This is a genomic window from Rhodococcus sp. ACPA4 (assembly GCF_002300185.1).
In the GTDB taxonomy this organism is placed as follows: domain Bacteria; phylum Actinomycetota; class Actinomycetes; order Mycobacteriales; family Mycobacteriaceae; genus Rhodococcus_F; species Rhodococcus_F globerula.
Window position 1 is genome coordinate 354,408 of sequence record NZ_NSDY01000003.1, and the last position, 16,631, is coordinate 371,038.

The window sequence follows — 16,631 nt, forward strand, 5'->3', positions numbered from 1 at the left end:
CCAGGATTTCCGGAGTTCGTTTGTTTCTACTTCGGGCATTGGTATATCCGAGAGATGTACCGATGCCCCCGACGTTTGCCCACCCGAGTACTGCAGGAAGTTGCTGGTAGCGTTCCTGAAAAAGCGTCCTTAATTCAACCTGTCAGCGCAGCAGCTTCTTCCGCCATGAACTCCGCAGGTGTTCGGAATCCGAGGCACTTCAGTGGCCGGTTGTTGAGCTTGGCCGCGATGGTGTCAAGGACCGGCTGGCTCAGATCGCCGAGGTACATTCCTTTCGGAAGATACTGGCGTAAAAGCTTATTGGTGTTCTCATTTGTCCCTCGCTTTGAGGGGCTGCGCGGTGCTGCGAAGAACATCTCGATGCCTGTGGTTGCGCTGAGCAGCTTGTGGTCGGCCACTTCCATCCCACGGCCCCAGGTCAAACTCCGACACAATGCCGGATCCATCCGTGCATATTCCCCTACTAGTGCGGGCGCCACGAGGTGGTATGCCGGGTGAGTGTCTGCACGATCTTTACGAAGCGAGCCTTGCGATCCACCAAGGTGGCAACCTGACTGTTCTTCGAACCGATCACCAGATCTCCTTCCAGGTGGCCAGTCACGCTGCGATCCTCGGCACTTGCGGGTCGATCCTCGATCGGGCGTGCATCAATGATCTGCGACTTCCGTGGTCCTTTAGCATTGTGCCGCTTATTCTTTCGAATCGGTCGCCGTGTTCGTAAACGTTTGCATAGTTTCTGCGGAATGACACCCCACCGAGTGGTGTAGATCGAGCGGTAAATCGTCTCGTGTCTGATCTCCAACTCCTCGTCACCTACGGGGTGCAGTCTCAAGTGTCCTGCACCGGCGACCACTCGTCTTCGAGAATCGACACCACCCTCTCGCGTAGAGCTGGCGTCGTTGCAGTAAGCACGGTTTGGGTCCTTTGGCCTGCGCGCTTGCCCGTTCCAGTGCGGCCGCAACTCGGTAGGCGTGCCGTCCACCATCCCTGTTAATCTCCCGACTCGCCGTCGAGGGCGCACGGCGGAGAGCTGAGGCTATCGAGCGCACGGAATCGCCTGAAACTATTGCCCGCTAGATCGACTCACGCTCAACAGGAGTCAAATGATCAGAATTCGCTTTGTGCGGCTCAGGTGCAATACCGCCGTGATACTTCTGGAGGGTGAAAACCGATCCCGGGGCCCTCCCCGTAGCGCGGGAGATGACGCTGATCGACTCCCGGACAGCCACCGCCGCCACAACTCCTCCTTCTTCTCATCCGACATGCCTGGCCGGCCGATCTTCGGCACTCGCACCGTCCTTCAACTGGACTGTTGCGCTGACCCTTTGATTGAAAGTCGGCGTACTTTGCGGCGAATCAACAAAAGTAGAGCGCTACTCGTTGATGGCTGCAGAGTACGCGACCTTCGGAATTCATCGGATATCTCTACTGCTCGGCGTTTCGCACTCCGGTTACTGTAAACATCAAAGATGCAGTACAAAAAAGAAACTCACCCAAAGGCAACTGAACCGTGCCGGGTTTCTTGCCGCTCCTATGCTGGCGACATCTCCGGCTGGAGAATCGATAGTTGAGAGTGATAGATGGCCTCGAACTCGTCGGGAGTGACGTAGTCCAAGGTGCTGTGCAGGCGGCGGGTATTGAACCAATCCACCCCATTCCATCGTCGCGAATTCGATGTCGTCGATCGTCTTGATCGCCCCTTGCAGAAACGGACTGCTCTTGGAAACTGCTTCTGTCTTGAACAGTCCGATCGTCGACTCCGCGAGAGCGTTGTCGCAGGCGTCGCCGACGCTTCCAATTGAAGCTGCAATCCCTTCCAGCGCAAGCGTTTCTGCGAAGGCAAGAGACCTATATTGGCTACCGGCATCGCTGTGATGGATCAACCCGTCACCGACCCGATATCCACCGTGATCGCGTCGCCACAACGCCATCTTCAACGCCGCGGTGACCAACGCCGTGTCCTTCACTGTCGAGGCATGCCATCCGACAATTGCCCGGGAGAAGCAGTCGATCACGAATGCTACGTAGACGAACCCCGCCCACATTCGGCAATAAGTGAAATCGGTAACCCATGTGCGGTTCGGAGCTTCGGCGGTGAAGTCACGATCGAGCAGGTCGGGTGCCCGCCGACTGTCCTTGCCGCCAGGAATCGTGGTCCGGTGCTGTCTGCCTCTGACCGCCCCGTTCAGTCCTTCGTCGCGCATCAAACGGTCGACGGTACAGACCGCAACATGGTGGCCCTTCCGACGCAGATAAGCCGTCATCTTTCGTCGGCCGTAGAGCCCTTCCGCAGTGCCGATCGTCGACCGCAGCCTCGGTGAGGTGGGCGTCGGTGACCGTCCTTGCAGATGGTGGCGCGGTTTTCCAGTTGCGATCCTAAAATTATGTGCACGCATGTCGTCGATGAACTGGACTATCAGCGGCGGCGAGGGTCGAGTTCCCTCGCAAAGAAAATCGATGCCGACTTATTCAATTTCGTTGGCTTCCTTGAGATCTCGGTTCTCATGCTCGGGATCTTTGATGCGTTGCAGTTCCGCAGAAGTAGCACCGGGAACTTTGTTGGCATCAATCTGGCCTTGCTTGGTCCAGTTCCGGAGCGATTCGGCACCGATACCGAGTTTCGGGCCTATCACCTGACATGCGGAGTAGACGGACCGGTATTCGTCGAGGTGATCGAGGGCCATTCTGACGGCTCGCTCACGCTGTTCGGGCGGGTAACGCTTGGGCATGATCTGCATCCTTCACAAAAACGGATGCGGCATCAAACCCGGCACGGTTCACTCGCCCATATAGCAAATTTATTCCCTACGGGGTCCCGATCGGTTGATGCACCGGGGCCCCGCTGCGCTACCGCGAAACGAGGCCGAGTGTGCTCTCGTCCGATGCGCGTAACGTCGTCACCTGCGGTTTCTGAGAACGATCGTGTTGGCCGCCAACGAGTTTCACCTCATGCGGACGGCCGGTTGTCGATCAGGCGACGCGCTTTGCCGATAGACCGCTCGAGAGCTGCTGGGTGGAGGACGTCGACGGTCACGCTGACCCCGATGCGATCTTTGATCAGCTTCTTCAAAGTCGCTGCTGCGACGGGGTGGGTTTCGGGTCCAGCGGCTGGACGTGCCTCGACCAGAACGGTCAACGAATCCATTCGGCCGGCGCGGTCGAGCACACATTGGAACTGCGGGGCCAACGCCGGTACTGTGAGGATGAGCTCCTCGATCTGTGTGGGGAACAAGTTCACGCCACGCAGGATGATCATGTCGTCAGTGCGGCCGGTTACCTTTTGCATCCGTCGCATTGTGCGGGCGGTGCCCGGCAGCAACCTGGTCAGATCGCGGGTGCGGTAGCGGACGATCGGCATTGCTTCCTTGGACAGTGATGTGAATACCAGTTCCCCCTCTTCACCGTCTGGAAGTACCTCTCCAGTTACCGGATCGATGATTTCTGGGTAGAAGTGATCCTCCCAGATGTGCAATCCGTCCTTGGTTTCGACGCATTCCATCGCAACGCCCGGCCCCATGACCTCGGAGAGACCGTAGATGTCGACGGCGTTCATATCCAGTGTCTTCTCGATCTCGTGACGCATCTCCTCGGTCCAGGGCTCGGCACCGAAGACACCAGTACGCAGCGATGTGGTGGACGGGTCGATGCCCTTCTTGATCATCGCGTCGACGATCGTCAGCATGTAAGACGGCGTCACCATGATCGCGTTGGGCTGGAAGTCCTCGATGAGCTGGATCTGACGGTCCGTCATGCCTCCGGACATCGGAATCACGGTGCAGCCCAATCGCTCTGCGCCGTAGTGGGCGCCGAGGCCTCCGGTGAACAAGCCGTAGCCGTAGGCGACGTGAACCTTGTCTGACGGCTTCACGCCACCGGCGCGCAGGCTGCGGGCGATGAGGTCGGCCCAGTTGCTGATGTCGTTCGCCGTGTAACCGACGACCGTCGGCTTGCCGGTGGTTCCCGACGACGCATGGATGCGCGAAACCTTGTCCTGCGGGACCGCGAACATGCCGAAGGGGTAGTTCTCGCGGAGGTCCCTCTTCGTGGTGAATGGAAACTTTGCGAGGTCAGATAGATCTTTCAGGTCGTTCGGGTGAACTCCAGCGTCGTCGAACTCTTTTCGATAGTGCGGGATGTTGTCGTACGCATGCTTCAGCGACCACTGCAGTCGTTCGAGTTGCAGGGTCGAGATGCGGTCACGTGAGGCGAACTCGATGTCGGGGGTGTCGGCCGGGGCGGACAGGACGCTGGTCATGGCAGTCTCCAAGGATCAGATATTGGGGGCTTAGGCGTCGAAGTCGACGGTCACGGTATCGCTGAGGGGGAATGTTTGGCAGGTTAGGACGAAGCCGGCTGCGACCTCGTTGTCCTCGAGTGCATAGTTGCGGCGCAGGTCTACATCGCCGAAGGTCACCTTCGCTCGGCACGTGCCGCACACTCCGCCTTTGCAGGCGAACGGGAGGTCGGAGCGCAACTGCTCGCCGGCGTCAAGGATTGACTCGTCCTGCGGAAGTGTGCCAGTGACGTTTCGCCCGTCGAGGATGATGGTGACCTCGCTGCTGGGTCCGGTGACACCGGGTTCGCGGTGTTTTTCCTGGGTCGGCGGAACGTCATCGACGTAGAACAGTTCGTGATGGATGCTGCTCCTTGGAACACCGAGTTCGGCGAGTACCGATTGCGCGTCGTTCACCATCCCGAAGGGGCCGCACAACCAGAAATGGTCTATGTCGGGCGTCGGAACCACGGCGTCGAGGATGTTTCGCAGGCGCTGGGCGTCGAGCCTGCCGCTGAAAAGCTCCACCTCGCGCGGTTCGCGTGAGAGTACGTGGATGACATCGAAGCGAGAACCGTACCGATCTTTGAGGTCGGCGATCTCTTCGGCGAACATCACCGACCGTGTACGCCGATTCCCATACAGCAGCACGACTTCGGCGTCAGGGTTGGCGAGAACCGATCCGGCGATCGACAGCATCGGGGTAATACCGGAACCAGCCGCGATGAGGACGTGCCTGCCGCCCGCGGACGGATCGGCATAGAAAGTCCCCGCAGGCCCCTGGACATCGACGCGGTCACCGACCTTGACCTCGTGGACGAGCCACGAAGAAAACAAGCCATCGGTGACCTCGCGCACGCCAACCCGAGGGCGCTCGCCGGAAGGGGCGCAGATGGAATATGAGCGGCGATGCTCGACACCGTCGACCGTCCGGCTGAGCATCAACGATTGACCTGGGCGGAAGTCGAATTCGTCACGCAGATTGTCGGGGACATCGAAGGTAACCGCGACGGCGTCGTCACAGAGGCTTTCGACATCGACGACGGTCAGCGTGTGAAAGGCCCTTGTCCGGTTAGTGGTGACGACTGGTTCGTCAGTCACGGTCATCAGATTTCCTTCACGTGGTCGAAAGGTTCGAGGCAGTCGTCACAGCGGTACTGCGCCTTGCAGAGCGTCGCACCGAACTCGGATGTCAGCCGTGTGTTCGACGATCCGCACTGGGGGCATTCGAGCTGACGCGGTCTGGCGGTGAGGTTCAACGGAACCGGGCCGGATGCGCGCGCCGGCGCCGGACGGGGCACCGAATACCCCGTTTCGCGCAGCTTGCGACGACCCTCGTTCGAAATCCAATCTGTACTCCATGCCGGGGTCAAGCTGGTAACGATCTCGATATCGTCATAGCCGTTGTCGCGCAGCTTGTGCTCGATATCATCGCGCATCGTCGCCATGGCCGGACATCCCGAGTACGTCGGGGTGATCGTGACGAGCACCCTCCCGTCACCCCTCACCTCGACGTCACGCAGGACACCGAGATCGTCGAGGGTCAGCAGCGGCATCTCCGGATCCATGACGGATGCGGCGATCTCGCGCGCAGAGGTTTCGAGCGTGGTCACCAGACCCCCTCCGGGTGAGCACGGGCAACGACCTGCATTTCAGCGAGCAGCAGGCTCATGGCCTCGGTGTGAATGCCCCGCCGTCCGCCCCGTCCACCGATCGTCCCCACACTTCTGCCGGTCGGGACTTCGAGTTCTGCGGCGTGCAGCACCTGCGCGATGACAGAATCGAACTCCTCGCGCACATGTCTTGGGTCCACCCCGACACCTACCTTGGCAAGTGCGATCTCCCCGTTGGTAGGGGCGAACAGCTCGGAAACCCAGGGCCAGATGTGTTCGAGGCCGTCGCGGACGCGGCGCTTCGATTCGTCGGTTCCGGAGCCCAGCGTGACGACCCAACGCGCAGCGTAATCACGATGGTACGTCAGTTCTTTGACGCCTTTGTTTGCGACCGCAGCCAGAACCGGGTCCCGCGAGGTGCGCAGGCGATCGAAGATCGCGAGACGCCACGTTGCGAACATCAGCAGACGCACCTGTGACTTCGCAAAGTCACCGTTGTCCAGCTCGACGAGTCGGACGTTCTTGAACTCGGAGTCGTTGCGGAAGAATGCCAGCGCATCCTCCGGTGGAACAGGCGTCGTATCCGAGATATACGGCACCACAGCGGCGTTCGCCGCAGCGGCGCGAGCGAGCAACAGACGGGCCTGCCCGAGAAGGTCGAGTCCGACGTTGGCCAGAGCCACCTCCTCTTCGAGCTCCGGTGCGCGGGTGCTCCATTCGGCGAGCCGCTGCGAGCTGATCAGCGCGTCGTCACCGAGCATGAGGCAGTATGCAGCGAGAGCTTTCAGGTCGACGTCATCCGGGACGGTGGTGTCGACACCGGCGAGCGGGTCGTCGAAACTCGTTCCGAACGCCCACTGGCCGTGAGAATCCTCGTCGACGAGGCCCTCATAAGCACTGTCGTGATCAGTCATCGATTCAAGCCTCACATGTGGGGAACATTGTCGGGGATCGCGTAGAACGTCGGGTGGCGGTACACCTTGTCACCGCTCGGCGCGAAGAACGGATCTTTCTCCGACGGCGACGACGCGACGATCGAATTGGACGGAACCACCCAAATACTGACGCCTTCGTTTCGACGGGTGTAGACGTCGCGTGCATGCCGCAGCGCCATGTGGTCGTCGGCGGCGTGCAGCGACCCGACATGGACATGATTCAGTCCACGCTTGCCGCGCAAAAAGACCTCGTACAGGGGCCAATCCGCCTTGACGGACGACCTTTTCGGCTCATCAGACATATTCTCGGCGGGAACGACGCCGTGCCCGCCTTCGGCAGTTGATTCTGTCATGATGCTACGTTCCTCTCCGCGAAAGCGGTTGCTGCCTCGCGCACCCAGGCGCCGTTCTCGTGTGCCGCTCGCCGGTTAACGATGCGCTCGATGTTCGACGCACCGTTGCCCTGGATTACCTCCATGAATTCTGACCAGTCCGGCTCACCGAAGTCGTGCGATTTGCGCTCTTCGTTCCACTTCAGGTCGGGGTCCGGGAAGGTGACGCCGAGTGCCTCCGCCTGGGGGATAGACATGTCGACGAAGCGCTGACGCAGTTCGTCGTTGGTGTGGCGCTTGATGCCCCACTTCATCGACTGCTCGGTATTGGGAGACTCGTCGTCGGGCGGGCCGAACATCATCAGTGCCGGCCACCACCAGCGGTTCACCGACTCCTGGACCATGGCGCGCTGCTCGTCGGTGCCACGCATCATCGTCGCAAGCAGTTCGTAACCCTGACGTTGATGGAAGGATTCTTCCTTGCAGACGCGAATCATCGCGCGTGCGTACGGTCCGAAGGAGCTTCGGCACAGGGGAACTTGGTTGCAGATCGCCGCCCCGTCGACGAGCCAGCCGATGGTGCCGACGTCTGCGTACGTCAGGGTCGGGTAGTTGAAGATCGAGGAGTACTTCTGCTTACCTTCGATGAGCTTGGCCGTCAGGTCTGCGCGGTCGGCTCCGAGCGTCTCGGCGGCGGAGTACAGATACAGGCCGTGTCCGGCTTCGTCCTGAACCTTGGCCATCAGAATGGCCTTGCGTCGCAGCGATGGCGCGCGGGTGAGCCAGTTGCCCTCCGGTTGCATGCCGATGATCTCGGAGTGCGCATGCTGTGCGATCTGGCGGATGAGCGACTTGCGGTAGCCGTCCGGCATCCAGTCGCGGGGTTCGACGCGCTGCTCGTGGGCAATGGTCTCGTCGAAAGTTTCCTGTAACAGATTTAGGGTTTCTGACGTGGTCATTAGTCCTACTTTCATTACCGAATATTCGGTAGGTAATCAGTATGCGCGAAAGGGGCTCGAGGCACAAGAGGACGGGGCTTCAGTGATGCGGTTGAGCGCTCAAGAGGGGCACTTAACCGCACCACTACGCTCCGGTGAAGACCGGCTTCTTCTTCCTGAGAAATGCGTCGACAGCAGCTCGATGGTCCGCCGTCTGCCCCAGGTGTCTTTGTGCTGCGAGTTCACGATCCAAAGCCTCCGATAACCCGGACGCCGAGGCATGGACCAGCGACTTGACCTGTCGGTATGCCTCGGTGGGGCCTGCGGCCAAGTTTCGGGCGAGACCCGACGCGGTCGCGAGGACCTCCTCGTCGGCGACGACTCGGTGTACCAGACCCCAGTCCAGTGCCTGCGAGGCCGTGATCTTGTCGCCCAGCAGCATGAGTGCGCAGGCACGACTGGTCCCGAGCGATTCCACCAGCGAATAGCTCAAACCGGAGTCACTGGCAAGGCCGATGCCCGTGAATGCGGTCGCGAAAGACGACTTCGTCCCGGCGACGCGGATGTCGCCGGCCAACGCGATCCCCAGTCCGGCGCCGACACACGCACCCGGCAGAGCCACCACCACCGGCACTACGAGATTCTTCAGCGATCGAATCAGCGGGTTGTAGTGGATGCCGACTGTGTCCATGGCTGTCGACGGGTCGGTCTCGAGCGCAGCAACGTGCTCGCCGAGATCCTGCCCGACGCAGAAGTTCTTACCCTCGGCGGTGATGAGCACTGCACGCACGGTCGAATCGCCAGCCGCGGCGTCGACCGCCTCCTGAAAGGCGACTTTGGACGCCGTATCGAGAGCATTGTGCGCCTCGGGCCGAGCCAGTGTGATGGTCGCGAGCCTGTCGGATACGTCCAGCCGTACGGTCATTTGCTCTCCCATTCGTGGAACCCTTTGCCTGACTTGCGCCCGAGCTCACCGCGTGCGACCTTGTCGCGAAGCAGCTGTGGTGGGGTGAACCGCTCACCGAGCGTCGATGCCAGATGCTCCGCGATGGCCAGCCGGACGTCGAGTCCGACGAGATCGGTGCTCCGTAGCGGGCCCATCGGGTGCTTGTAGCCGAGTTCCATTGCACGGTCTATCGATTCGGCGTCGGCGACGCCTTCCTCGAGCATGCGGATGGCTTCGAGTCCAAGACAGACGCCGAGGCGGCTGGTGGCGAATCCAGGGGAGTCATTGACGAGTACCTCGGTTTTGCCGAGCAGTGATACCCATTCGCGCACTCGCTCGACGACATCGGCTGACGTCGTCGGCGCTCGGACGATTTCCACCAGCGTCGACGCCGGAACCGGGTTGAAGAAGTGCATTCCGATGAACCGGGCCGGGTCGTTGAGTGCGACCCCGAGTTCGGCGATCGATATGGAACTCGTGTTGGACGCGATGATCGTCTCGGTAGAAACCGTCTTGTCGATGAGTGCGAGCACCTCGACCTTGAGCGTCGGGATCTCCGGAACAGCCTCGACAACGAGGTCCAGGTCGGACGGCAGGTCGGCCGGGCTGGCGACGGTGGTGACATACGACAGAAGTTCTGCTGGGGAGAGAGTGAGCTTCCCGCGTTCGTGCGCGCGAGCAAGGCCGGTCTCGACGCGGTCCAGTGCGGCCTTCTGGTCGGCGGATTCGGCGATGACGACCGTCGAACCCAGGACTGCGAACACCTGTGCGATGCCCGCGCCCATCCGTCCGCCGCCGACGACACCGACCTTCTGTGGAACTGTCATTTCTTCTTCTCCAGAAATGCCGTCATGCGGCGTTGTTTGTCGTCGGTCTCGAACAGGACAGCTTGGGCGATGTCGTCGGCCCACGGATGCGAGCCCGGGGCGTCGAGGATCTTCTTGGTCAGCTTCAGCGCCAGGGGTGCCTGCTTAGCGACACGGTCGAGCAATGCGTGCGCAGCAGCTAGTGGGTCTTCGGCAATCTCTACCACCAGTCCGGACCGTAGCGCGGCATCCGCGTCGAGCGTGCGGCCACCGAGCAGGACTTGCTTGGCGACGGATACACCGACGAGGGTGGGAAGCCGGTAGCTTGCTCCTGCGGCTGCCATGATCCCCAGGCCCGGCTCGGGGTTTCCGAAAAGAACGTTGGGCGAAGCGATTCGAATGTCGCAGGCGTAGGACAATTCCGCACCTCCGCCGAGGGCGTAGCCGCAAATTGCCGCGACGGTCGGTAAGGGGAGTGCGGCGATACGGTCGAACAGGTTCCGATTGATCCCACGCAGGGCATCTTCGCGCGTTCGTGCCCGAAGCTCATTGATGTCAGCGCCGCCGGCGAAGTGATCGCCCTGGCCGGTGAGGAGGAGCAGCTTGGGATTGTGTTCGATGAGTGCGCACACCTCGTGCAGTTCGGAGATCATCTCCGTGTTGATGGCGTTGCGCTGCTTCGCACGGTCAAGCGTCACGACGACGCGATCCGCGAATTCCTCTACGACGAGCGTGTTCACGGCGCCTCGATCAGCATCGAAACACCCTGCCCGACACCGACACACAGGGTTGCCAAACCACGTTGTGCTTTTTCACGTTCCATGCGCCCGAGGAGTGTGAGCAGTATTCGTGCGCCCGAGGCGCCGAGGGGGTGTCCGAGGGCGATGGCACCGCCGTCGGCGTTGACGATGGAGTCGTCGAGTTTCAACTGACGGATGACGCCGAGTGACTGCGCGGCGAATGCTTCGTTGAGTTCGACGGCCCCGAGGTCGCCGATGCTCCACCCGGCACGGGCGAGCGCTTTCTGCGTCGCCGGGACGGGCCCGAGGCCCATGATGTTGGGGGCAATGCCGGCGCTCGCACTGGTGACAATGCGTCCGCGGACTGCGAGGTCATATTTCTTCACTGCTTGTTCGCTCGCCACGACGAGCGCGGCAGCACCGTCGGTGAAAGGCGATGCCGAGCCGGCCGTGACGATGCCGTCCTTCTTGAAGACGGACTTCAGTTTGCCCAGCTTCTCGAGCGTGGATCCACGGCGTGGGGTTTCGTCCTCGGTGACGTCCCCGTCTCTGGTCTGTACCGACACTATTTCGTCGGCGAAGCGGCCTGCGTCGATGGCGGCGACGGCGCGCTCCTGGCTGCGCAGCGCGAAAGCGTCGCTTTCTTCGCGCGTGATGCCCTCGCTGAGCGCAACCTCTTCGGCCGTCTCGCCCATGGACAGCGTGATCTTGCGTACGTCCGGTCCGGAGCCGGCTGGGACCGCGGCATCGTGAGCAGTGAACGTCGGGTTGGTGAATCGCCAGCCGAGCGAGGTGTCGAAGATTTCACCGGGCTTGGCCCACGCGGTGCCAGGTTTGGACAGAACCCATGGAGCGCGCGTCATCGACTCGACACCGCCCGCGACGATGATGTCGGCTTCGCCGCTACGGATGGTCGATGCGGCGTTGGCCACGGCGGTGAGGCCGCTCGCGCAGAGTCTGTTGACCGTGTATCCGGGGACGGAGTCGGGCAGGCCTGCGAGGAGAACCGCCATCCGAGCCACGTCACGATTGTCTTCGCCGGCCTGGTTGGCGGCACCGAGAATGACTTCGTCGATCTGATCCGCCGGGATACCGGCGCGTCGGGCGGCTTCCGCGACGACGATTCCGGCGAGGTTGTCGGGCCGCACGCTCGACAGCGCGCCGCCGTATCTCCCTTGCGGTGTTCGTGCGCCTGCTACCAAGAAAACTTCGCCCACTGCTTGCTCCTCTGCCGGGTTGATACCTCAATTAATAACCGAACATTCGGTCGTCACGCAAGAGCTGGGTGGCATGATGCTGTGCAATGGGAGGGCACCTGAGAAGATATCGCCATGACAACCGCACGCGATCCGCGCAGAACAGGGCTCCCGGGACGCCCGGGATACGACCTCGACTCACTGTTGGCCGTCGCGGTCAAGGTCTTCAATGACAAGGGGTACGACGGCACGTCGATGGAGGTTCTCGCGAAGCGCCTCGGAATTACCAAATCGTCGATCTATCATCACGTGTCCGGTAAGTCCGAACTGCTCGAGCTTGCGCTCTCGCGTGCGTTGAACGCCTTGTTCGCGGTCACTACCGAGAAGCCGGCAGCCGAGGGGCGCTACATAGACCGGCTGGAATATCTTACCCGGCGAAGTGTGGAAATCCTCGTCGCCGAGCTGCCGTACGTCACACTGCTGCTTCGGGTTCGCGGCAATACCGAGGTTGAGCGTCGGGCCCTCGCGCGGCGTCGCGAGTTCGATGCCTTCGTCTCGGCTCTCGTCGTCGCTGCTGCGGATGAGGGAGACCTACGAGACGACATCGACCCCGCGCTCGTCTCACGTCTGCTGTTCGGCACCGTCAACTCGCTTATCGAGTGGTACAAGCCCCGAACTGGAGGCTCTGTCGACGCGCTCGCCGACGCCGTGGTTGCACTGACATTCGATGGTTTGAGGCGGCAACCCAGCTGATTGCCCTTGACAATTGGATACATTCCGCGCCATGGTAATTACCGACCGAACGTACGGTGAGATGGAGATGCTGTGAGTAGACTGCTGGAAAGCTACGCGCAAGGACAATGGTTCGCTGCGAGCGGAGAGGGAACTCCGTTGCTCAGCGCGATCGATGGCAGCGAGGTCGCCAGAATCTCGTCGACTGGACTCGACGTCGCCGGAATGATCGACTACGCCCGCAATATCGGCGGCCCCGCGCTGGCCGCGCTGACGTTCCACGAGCGCGCCGCCCTGCTCAAGCAGCTTGGCCTGACGCTCATGGCAGGCAAGGAAGAGTTCTACGAGCTCGGTGTTCACACTGGTGCCACCAAGCGCGATTCCGGCGTCGACATCGACGGCGGGTTCGGCACCATCCTGAGCTATGCGAGCAAGGCTCGACGCGAACTTCCCAATGACATCGTCTACCTCGACGGCGCAGTCGAGCAGCTCGGGAAGAAGGGCACTTTCCTCGGCCAACACATTTACACCTCGCGCCGTGGTGTCGCCGTGCAGATCAACGCGTTCAACTTCCCGGTGTGGGGCTTCCTCGAAAAGCTCGCGCCTGCCTTCATCGCCGGCGTCCCGACCATCGTCAAGCCTGCAAGCCAAACGGCCTACCTCACCGAGCTGGTGTTCCGCCGCATTATCGAGAGCGGCCTGCTTCCCGAAGGTTCCGTGCAGCTTCTGTGCGGAAGCGCACGCGGCATCATCGACCACCTCGGTGGTCAGGACTCGGTTGCCTTCACCGGATCGGCCGACACCGCCGCGTTGTTGCGCGGCCACCCGAACGTCGTCGGAGACGGCGTGCACTTCACCGCCGAGGCCGACTCACTCAACGCTTCTATCCTCGCTTCCGACGTTGCGCAGGAAGACCCCGAGTTCGACCTGTTCGTCAAGGGTGTCTTCGCCGAGATGACAGTCAAGGCCGGCCAGAAGTGCACGGCCATCCGTCGTGTCCTCGTACCGCAGCCGATGGTCGAGCCCGTCATCGACGCGTTGAAAACGCGGCTGGACAAGGTCGTTGTGGGAGATCCCCGCGACGAAGGCGTCACGATGGGCGCGCTCGCCAGCATCGACCAGCGCGACGAGGTCCTGAAATCCATTCGCGGCCTGGCCAAGTCCGCAAGCGTCGTTTACGGCGCTCCGGAGAACGTCGACTCGCGACCAGGCGCGTTCATGGCGCCTGTGCTGCTGAAGGCAGGGGACAAGACAGCTCCCGAGCCGCACGAGATCGAGGCGTTCGGCCCGGTCTCGACGGTGATCGGCTACGACGACACCACAGACCTGCTCGACCTCGTCGCCCGCGGCAAGGGCTCACTGGTCGCCTCGCTCGTCACCGCGGATCCCGCGATCGCCCGCGAGATCGTCCTGGGCTCCGCGCCATACCATGGCCGCATCCTCGTGCTCAACAATGAGGACGCGAAGGAGTCGACCGGGCACGGTTCACCCCTCCCTGTTCTCGTCCACGGCGGGCCCGGGCGCGCAGGTGGCGGCGAAGAGCTCGGTGGTATGCGCGGCGTGCTGCACCACATGCAGCGCACTGCAATTCAGGGAACGCCCGACGTACTCACCGCCGTCGGAAACAAGTGGGTGACGGGTTCTGCTCAGACAACCGGAGACGTGCATCCGTTCCGGAAGAACCTCGGCGAGCTTAAGCTCGGTGACACCATCGTCGGTGGACCCCGTCAGGTGACCCGCGCGGACATCGACCACTTCGCCGAGTTCACTGGCGACACGTTCTACGCGCATACCGACCCCGAAGCAGCAGCGGCCAATCCGCTGTTCGGCGGCATCGTCGCGCACGGCTACCTAGTCGTCTCGCTCGCGGCAGGATTGTTCGTCGATCCCGCGCCGGGCCCCGTGCTCGCCAACTTCGGTGTCGACAACCTGCGATTTCTGACACCGGTCAAGGCCGAGGATTCGCTGACGGTGACGCTGACGGCCAAGTTGATTACCCCGCGTCAGAGCGCCGACTACGGTGAAGTGTGCTGGGACGCAGTGGTTGTCAATCAAGAGGGTGGCCCCGTCGCCACGTACGACGTGCTCACTCTCGTCGCGAAGCCGGAGAACGAGAAATGAGCTTCCGCGTGGCCGTCTGTTACGGCAAGCCCGAGGACCCCTCCGCGTTCGATGACTATTACACGTCCACACACGTTCCGTTGGCCAAGGCTGTGCCCGGTCTGACTGACTTCACGTGGGGCAAGGTCGGTTCGCTCGACGGGTCGGATCCGCCCTTCTATGCGGTTGCCAACCTGTACTTCGCTGATGAGGCGTCGCTGCAGGCCGGTCTGGCGTCCCCGGAGATGAGGGCAGCGGGCAAGGACGTGCGAAACTTCGCCACCGGTGGGGCCACCATGTTCATGCAAGAAGAAGCGCGGCAATAATGAAGAACCGGATCGCGCACGAGATGTTCGCCGTCGATGCAGCGTCGCAAAAGCTGGGGATCGAACTGATGGAGCTGGACGACGGGTACGCGCGGATGTCGATGGTGATCACCGAGGACATGGTCAACGGCCATGCGATCACCCATGGTGGTTATGTGTTCCTGTTGGCCGACACCACGTTTGCGATGGCCTGCAACAGTTACGCAGATCCGGCGGTGGCGGCGCGTTGCGACATTCGATACGTACGCCCGACCAAAGCCGGCGACGTGCTCATGGCCGACGCGGTCGAGCGTGCGCGATTCGGTAAGAACGGGATCTACGATGTCACCGTGACCAGCGGAGACACGGTGATCGCGGAGTTCAGGGGTGATAGCCGAACAATGCGTCCCAGGCAGGAACCGCGGGTAGGAGGTGAGAGGAGAGCGACGCCGCCGCATAACACTGGGACATGACGGACTCGACATCCCATTGGCTCCCCGAGCGCCATCTCGGCGTTGCCGCGACGCTGTCCCACGCGGACGAGCTGATCGGGGCAGGTCAGCGATCTGCTCTTCGCTTACCAGACGCAAACCCACGGCGTGTACGGCCCGTGCGAGGTTCCGGCGGGGGTGTTCAGCCGGACCGTTCTGGAACGCGTGGCTCCGATGCCTCGCAAGGTGCCGCTCCTCGTGGCCGATGCGCTGGTAGCTCTGCGGGCCGCCCTGGAGTGTTTATGACAGGGCAAGTTCTAACAGTCGTCGCAACACGGCGGTGATCGATGAGTCTCTACGAGCCTACCGAACCGGTCAGCTGGGGTGTCCCAGTCGAGGATCTTCCGGGGACGGTTGGTGAGTTCGACAGCAACCTCCGCAAGCCGATGTGGGCTGTGCACGTTCAGGTCGCTACGTTTGGGGAAATAGTCGCGGAGCAGTGAAGTGGTCCCCGAAAGTTGGACACTTTAGTGGAAGCTTATGCGATGGTGGATGTTTGGGCGCGGTACTCGTCGGGGTTGAGGTAGCCGAGCCGTTGTTGAATGCGGGTGGTGTTCCACCATCGCAGGTAGTCAGTGAGTCTCGTGTGAAACTCGTCGAGAGTTCCGGGTTTCTGGATGCGGAACCATTCCTCCTTGAGGTGGCTGAAGAATCCCTCCATGACGGCGTTGTCGAGGCACGTGTCTTTGCGGGACATCGACTGGGTGAGCCCTGCCTCGCGCAACGTGTCGCGCGTGACGGTCAGGAAATCCGAAAACACCGGCACAAACAGTCTCACTGTCCGAGTGAACAAGTGGCTTCTCACCAGGGTTGAGAGTGTCGATGGCCATGCGGAGGCTGCCGGTGACCATCTTCACGCTCGGAGAGGACCCTGCCGTCGCTGAGATGATCCGGTTGTCATGGAGATCGAGGACGGGCGAAAGGTAGACCTTGAAACTGCCGATGTTGAACTCGGTCACGTCCGTGACCCACCTGGTGTGCCTAAATTCTGTCGCGAAATGGCGGTTCAACACGTTCTCGGCTGCCGCGCCGACCTCCCCTCGGAAGGAGTTGTACCGTTTTGCGACGGCGCCACCGGGCATTGCGCCCCGAGTTCGCGCATCAGTGTGAGCACGGTCTTCTTGGACACCTTCCACTCCCGTCGGAGCAGGACGGAGAGGGTGCGTCGGTGCCCGTAAGCGCTGTTATCCGCCTCGAGTGCACCCCGAACGTTCTCTTTGATCT

The 16,631-nt window shown here is 61.7% G+C and carries 19 protein-coding genes and 1 pseudogene; 5 read left to right on the forward strand and 15 right to left on the reverse strand.

Annotation, left to right across the window (positions count from 1 at the left end; translation table 11 throughout):
- Positions 1-134: 134 nt before the first annotated feature.
- The 13 genes and pseudogenes from CJ178_RS33105 to CJ178_RS31790 form a co-directional block, all read right to left on the reverse strand.
- Complete coding sequence (locus CJ178_RS33105) at positions 135-446, reverse strand: IS30 family transposase (RefSeq protein ID WP_218833772.1); 312 nt, start codon at positions 444-446, stop codon at positions 135-137.
- A gap of 17 nt (positions 447-463) precedes the next feature.
- A complete protein-coding gene (locus CJ178_RS33110) occupies positions 464-601 on the reverse strand; it encodes a hypothetical protein (RefSeq protein ID WP_218833773.1) in 138 nt (45 codons plus the stop codon).
- 930 nt (positions 602-1,531) lie between these two features.
- Positions 1,532-2,729 (reverse strand): annotated as a pseudogene (locus CJ178_RS31740) (IS3 family transposase).
- Positions 2,730-2,947: 218 nt separating this feature from the next.
- On the reverse strand, positions 2,948-4,255 hold the full coding sequence (paaK, locus tag CJ178_RS31745; RefSeq protein WP_095889125.1) for a phenylacetate--CoA ligase PaaK: 1,308 nt from the start codon (positions 4,253-4,255) through the stop codon (positions 2,948-2,950).
- 30 nt (positions 4,256-4,285) lie between these two features.
- On the reverse strand, positions 4,286-5,380 hold the full coding sequence (gene paaE / locus CJ178_RS31750) for a 1,2-phenylacetyl-CoA epoxidase subunit PaaE (RefSeq protein WP_095889001.1): 1,095 nt from the start codon (positions 5,378-5,380) through the stop codon (positions 4,286-4,288).
- On the reverse strand, positions 5,380-5,841 hold the full coding sequence (gene paaD / locus CJ178_RS31755; RefSeq protein ID WP_373557502.1) for a 1,2-phenylacetyl-CoA epoxidase subunit PaaD: 462 nt from the start codon (positions 5,839-5,841) through the stop codon (positions 5,380-5,382). Before paaD ends, paaE begins: the two co-directional genes overlap by 1 nt.
- A 41-nt stretch (positions 5,842-5,882) precedes the next feature.
- Positions 5,883-6,800, reverse strand: coding sequence for a 1,2-phenylacetyl-CoA epoxidase subunit PaaC (gene paaC, locus CJ178_RS31760; RefSeq protein ID WP_095889003.1), 918 nt, complete (start codon positions 6,798-6,800; stop codon positions 5,883-5,885).
- Positions 6,801-6,811: 11 nt separating this feature from the next.
- Complete coding sequence (gene paaB / locus CJ178_RS31765) at positions 6,812-7,123, reverse strand: 1,2-phenylacetyl-CoA epoxidase subunit PaaB (RefSeq protein WP_218833782.1); 312 nt, start codon at positions 7,121-7,123, stop codon at positions 6,812-6,814.
- A gap of 47 nt (positions 7,124-7,170) precedes the next feature.
- A complete protein-coding gene (gene paaA, locus CJ178_RS31770) occupies positions 7,171-8,112 on the reverse strand; it encodes a 1,2-phenylacetyl-CoA epoxidase subunit PaaA (RefSeq protein WP_095889005.1) in 942 nt (313 codons plus the stop codon).
- Between the two features lie 124 nt (positions 8,113-8,236).
- Positions 8,237-9,016 carry an enoyl-CoA hydratase-related protein gene (locus CJ178_RS31775; protein WP_095889006.1) on the reverse strand — a complete coding sequence of 260 codons (780 nt, stop codon included), beginning with the start codon at positions 9,014-9,016 and terminating at the stop codon, positions 8,237-8,239.
- A complete protein-coding gene (locus CJ178_RS31780; RefSeq protein WP_095889007.1) occupies positions 9,013-9,864 on the reverse strand; it encodes a 3-hydroxyacyl-CoA dehydrogenase family protein in 852 nt (283 codons plus the stop codon). Before CJ178_RS31780 ends, CJ178_RS31775 begins: the two co-directional genes overlap by 4 nt.
- Positions 9,861-10,583 carry an enoyl-CoA hydratase/isomerase family protein gene (locus tag CJ178_RS31785; RefSeq protein WP_095889008.1) on the reverse strand — a complete coding sequence of 241 codons (723 nt, stop codon included), beginning with the start codon at positions 10,581-10,583 and terminating at the stop codon, positions 9,861-9,863. Before CJ178_RS31785 ends, CJ178_RS31780 begins: the two co-directional genes overlap by 4 nt.
- A complete protein-coding gene (locus CJ178_RS31790; RefSeq protein WP_095889009.1) occupies positions 10,580-11,800 on the reverse strand; it encodes a thiolase family protein in 1,221 nt (406 codons plus the stop codon). Before CJ178_RS31790 ends, CJ178_RS31785 begins: the two co-directional genes overlap by 4 nt.
- Before the next feature lie 114 nt (positions 11,801-11,914).
- Between CJ178_RS31790 and CJ178_RS31795 the strand changes: the two genes are divergently transcribed.
- The 5 genes from CJ178_RS31795 (at position 11,915) to CJ178_RS33785 (ending at position 15,850) form a co-directional block, all read left to right on the forward strand.
- A complete protein-coding gene (locus CJ178_RS31795) occupies positions 11,915-12,532 on the forward strand; it encodes a TetR/AcrR family transcriptional regulator (RefSeq protein WP_095889010.1) in 618 nt (205 codons plus the stop codon).
- A 72-nt stretch (positions 12,533-12,604) separates the two neighbouring features.
- On the forward strand, positions 12,605-14,632 hold the full coding sequence (gene paaZ / locus CJ178_RS31800; RefSeq protein WP_095889011.1) for a phenylacetic acid degradation bifunctional protein PaaZ: 2,028 nt from the start codon (positions 12,605-12,607) through the stop codon (positions 14,630-14,632).
- Entirely contained in the window at positions 14,629-14,937 is a 309-nt protein-coding gene (locus tag CJ178_RS31805) for an EthD family reductase (RefSeq protein WP_095889012.1), read from the forward strand. Before paaZ ends, CJ178_RS31805 begins: the two co-directional genes overlap by 4 nt.
- Entirely contained in the window at positions 14,937-15,389 is a 453-nt protein-coding gene (gene paaI / locus CJ178_RS31810; RefSeq protein WP_095889013.1) for a hydroxyphenylacetyl-CoA thioesterase PaaI, read from the forward strand. The genes CJ178_RS31805 and paaI overlap by 1 nt, the downstream gene beginning before the upstream one ends.
- Positions 15,390-15,694: 305 nt before the next feature.
- Positions 15,695-15,850 carry a hypothetical protein gene (locus tag CJ178_RS33785; protein WP_179300911.1) on the forward strand — a complete coding sequence of 52 codons (156 nt, stop codon included), beginning with the start codon at positions 15,695-15,697 and terminating at the stop codon, positions 15,848-15,850.
- 35 nt (positions 15,851-15,885) lie between these two features.
- Here the strand turns inward: CJ178_RS33785 and CJ178_RS31820 are convergent, their stop codons facing one another.
- Both CJ178_RS31820 and CJ178_RS33790 read right to left on the reverse strand, forming a co-directional pair.
- Positions 15,886-16,185 carry an IS3 family transposase gene (locus CJ178_RS31820; RefSeq protein ID WP_143547577.1) on the reverse strand — a complete coding sequence of 100 codons (300 nt, stop codon included), beginning with the start codon at positions 16,183-16,185 and terminating at the stop codon, positions 15,886-15,888.
- A 228-nt stretch (positions 16,186-16,413) separates the two neighbouring features.
- On the reverse strand, positions 16,414-16,629 hold the full coding sequence (locus tag CJ178_RS33790; RefSeq protein WP_095889015.1) for an IS3 family transposase: 216 nt from the start codon (positions 16,627-16,629) through the stop codon (positions 16,414-16,416).
- Between the last annotated feature and the right edge of the window lie 2 nt (positions 16,630-16,631).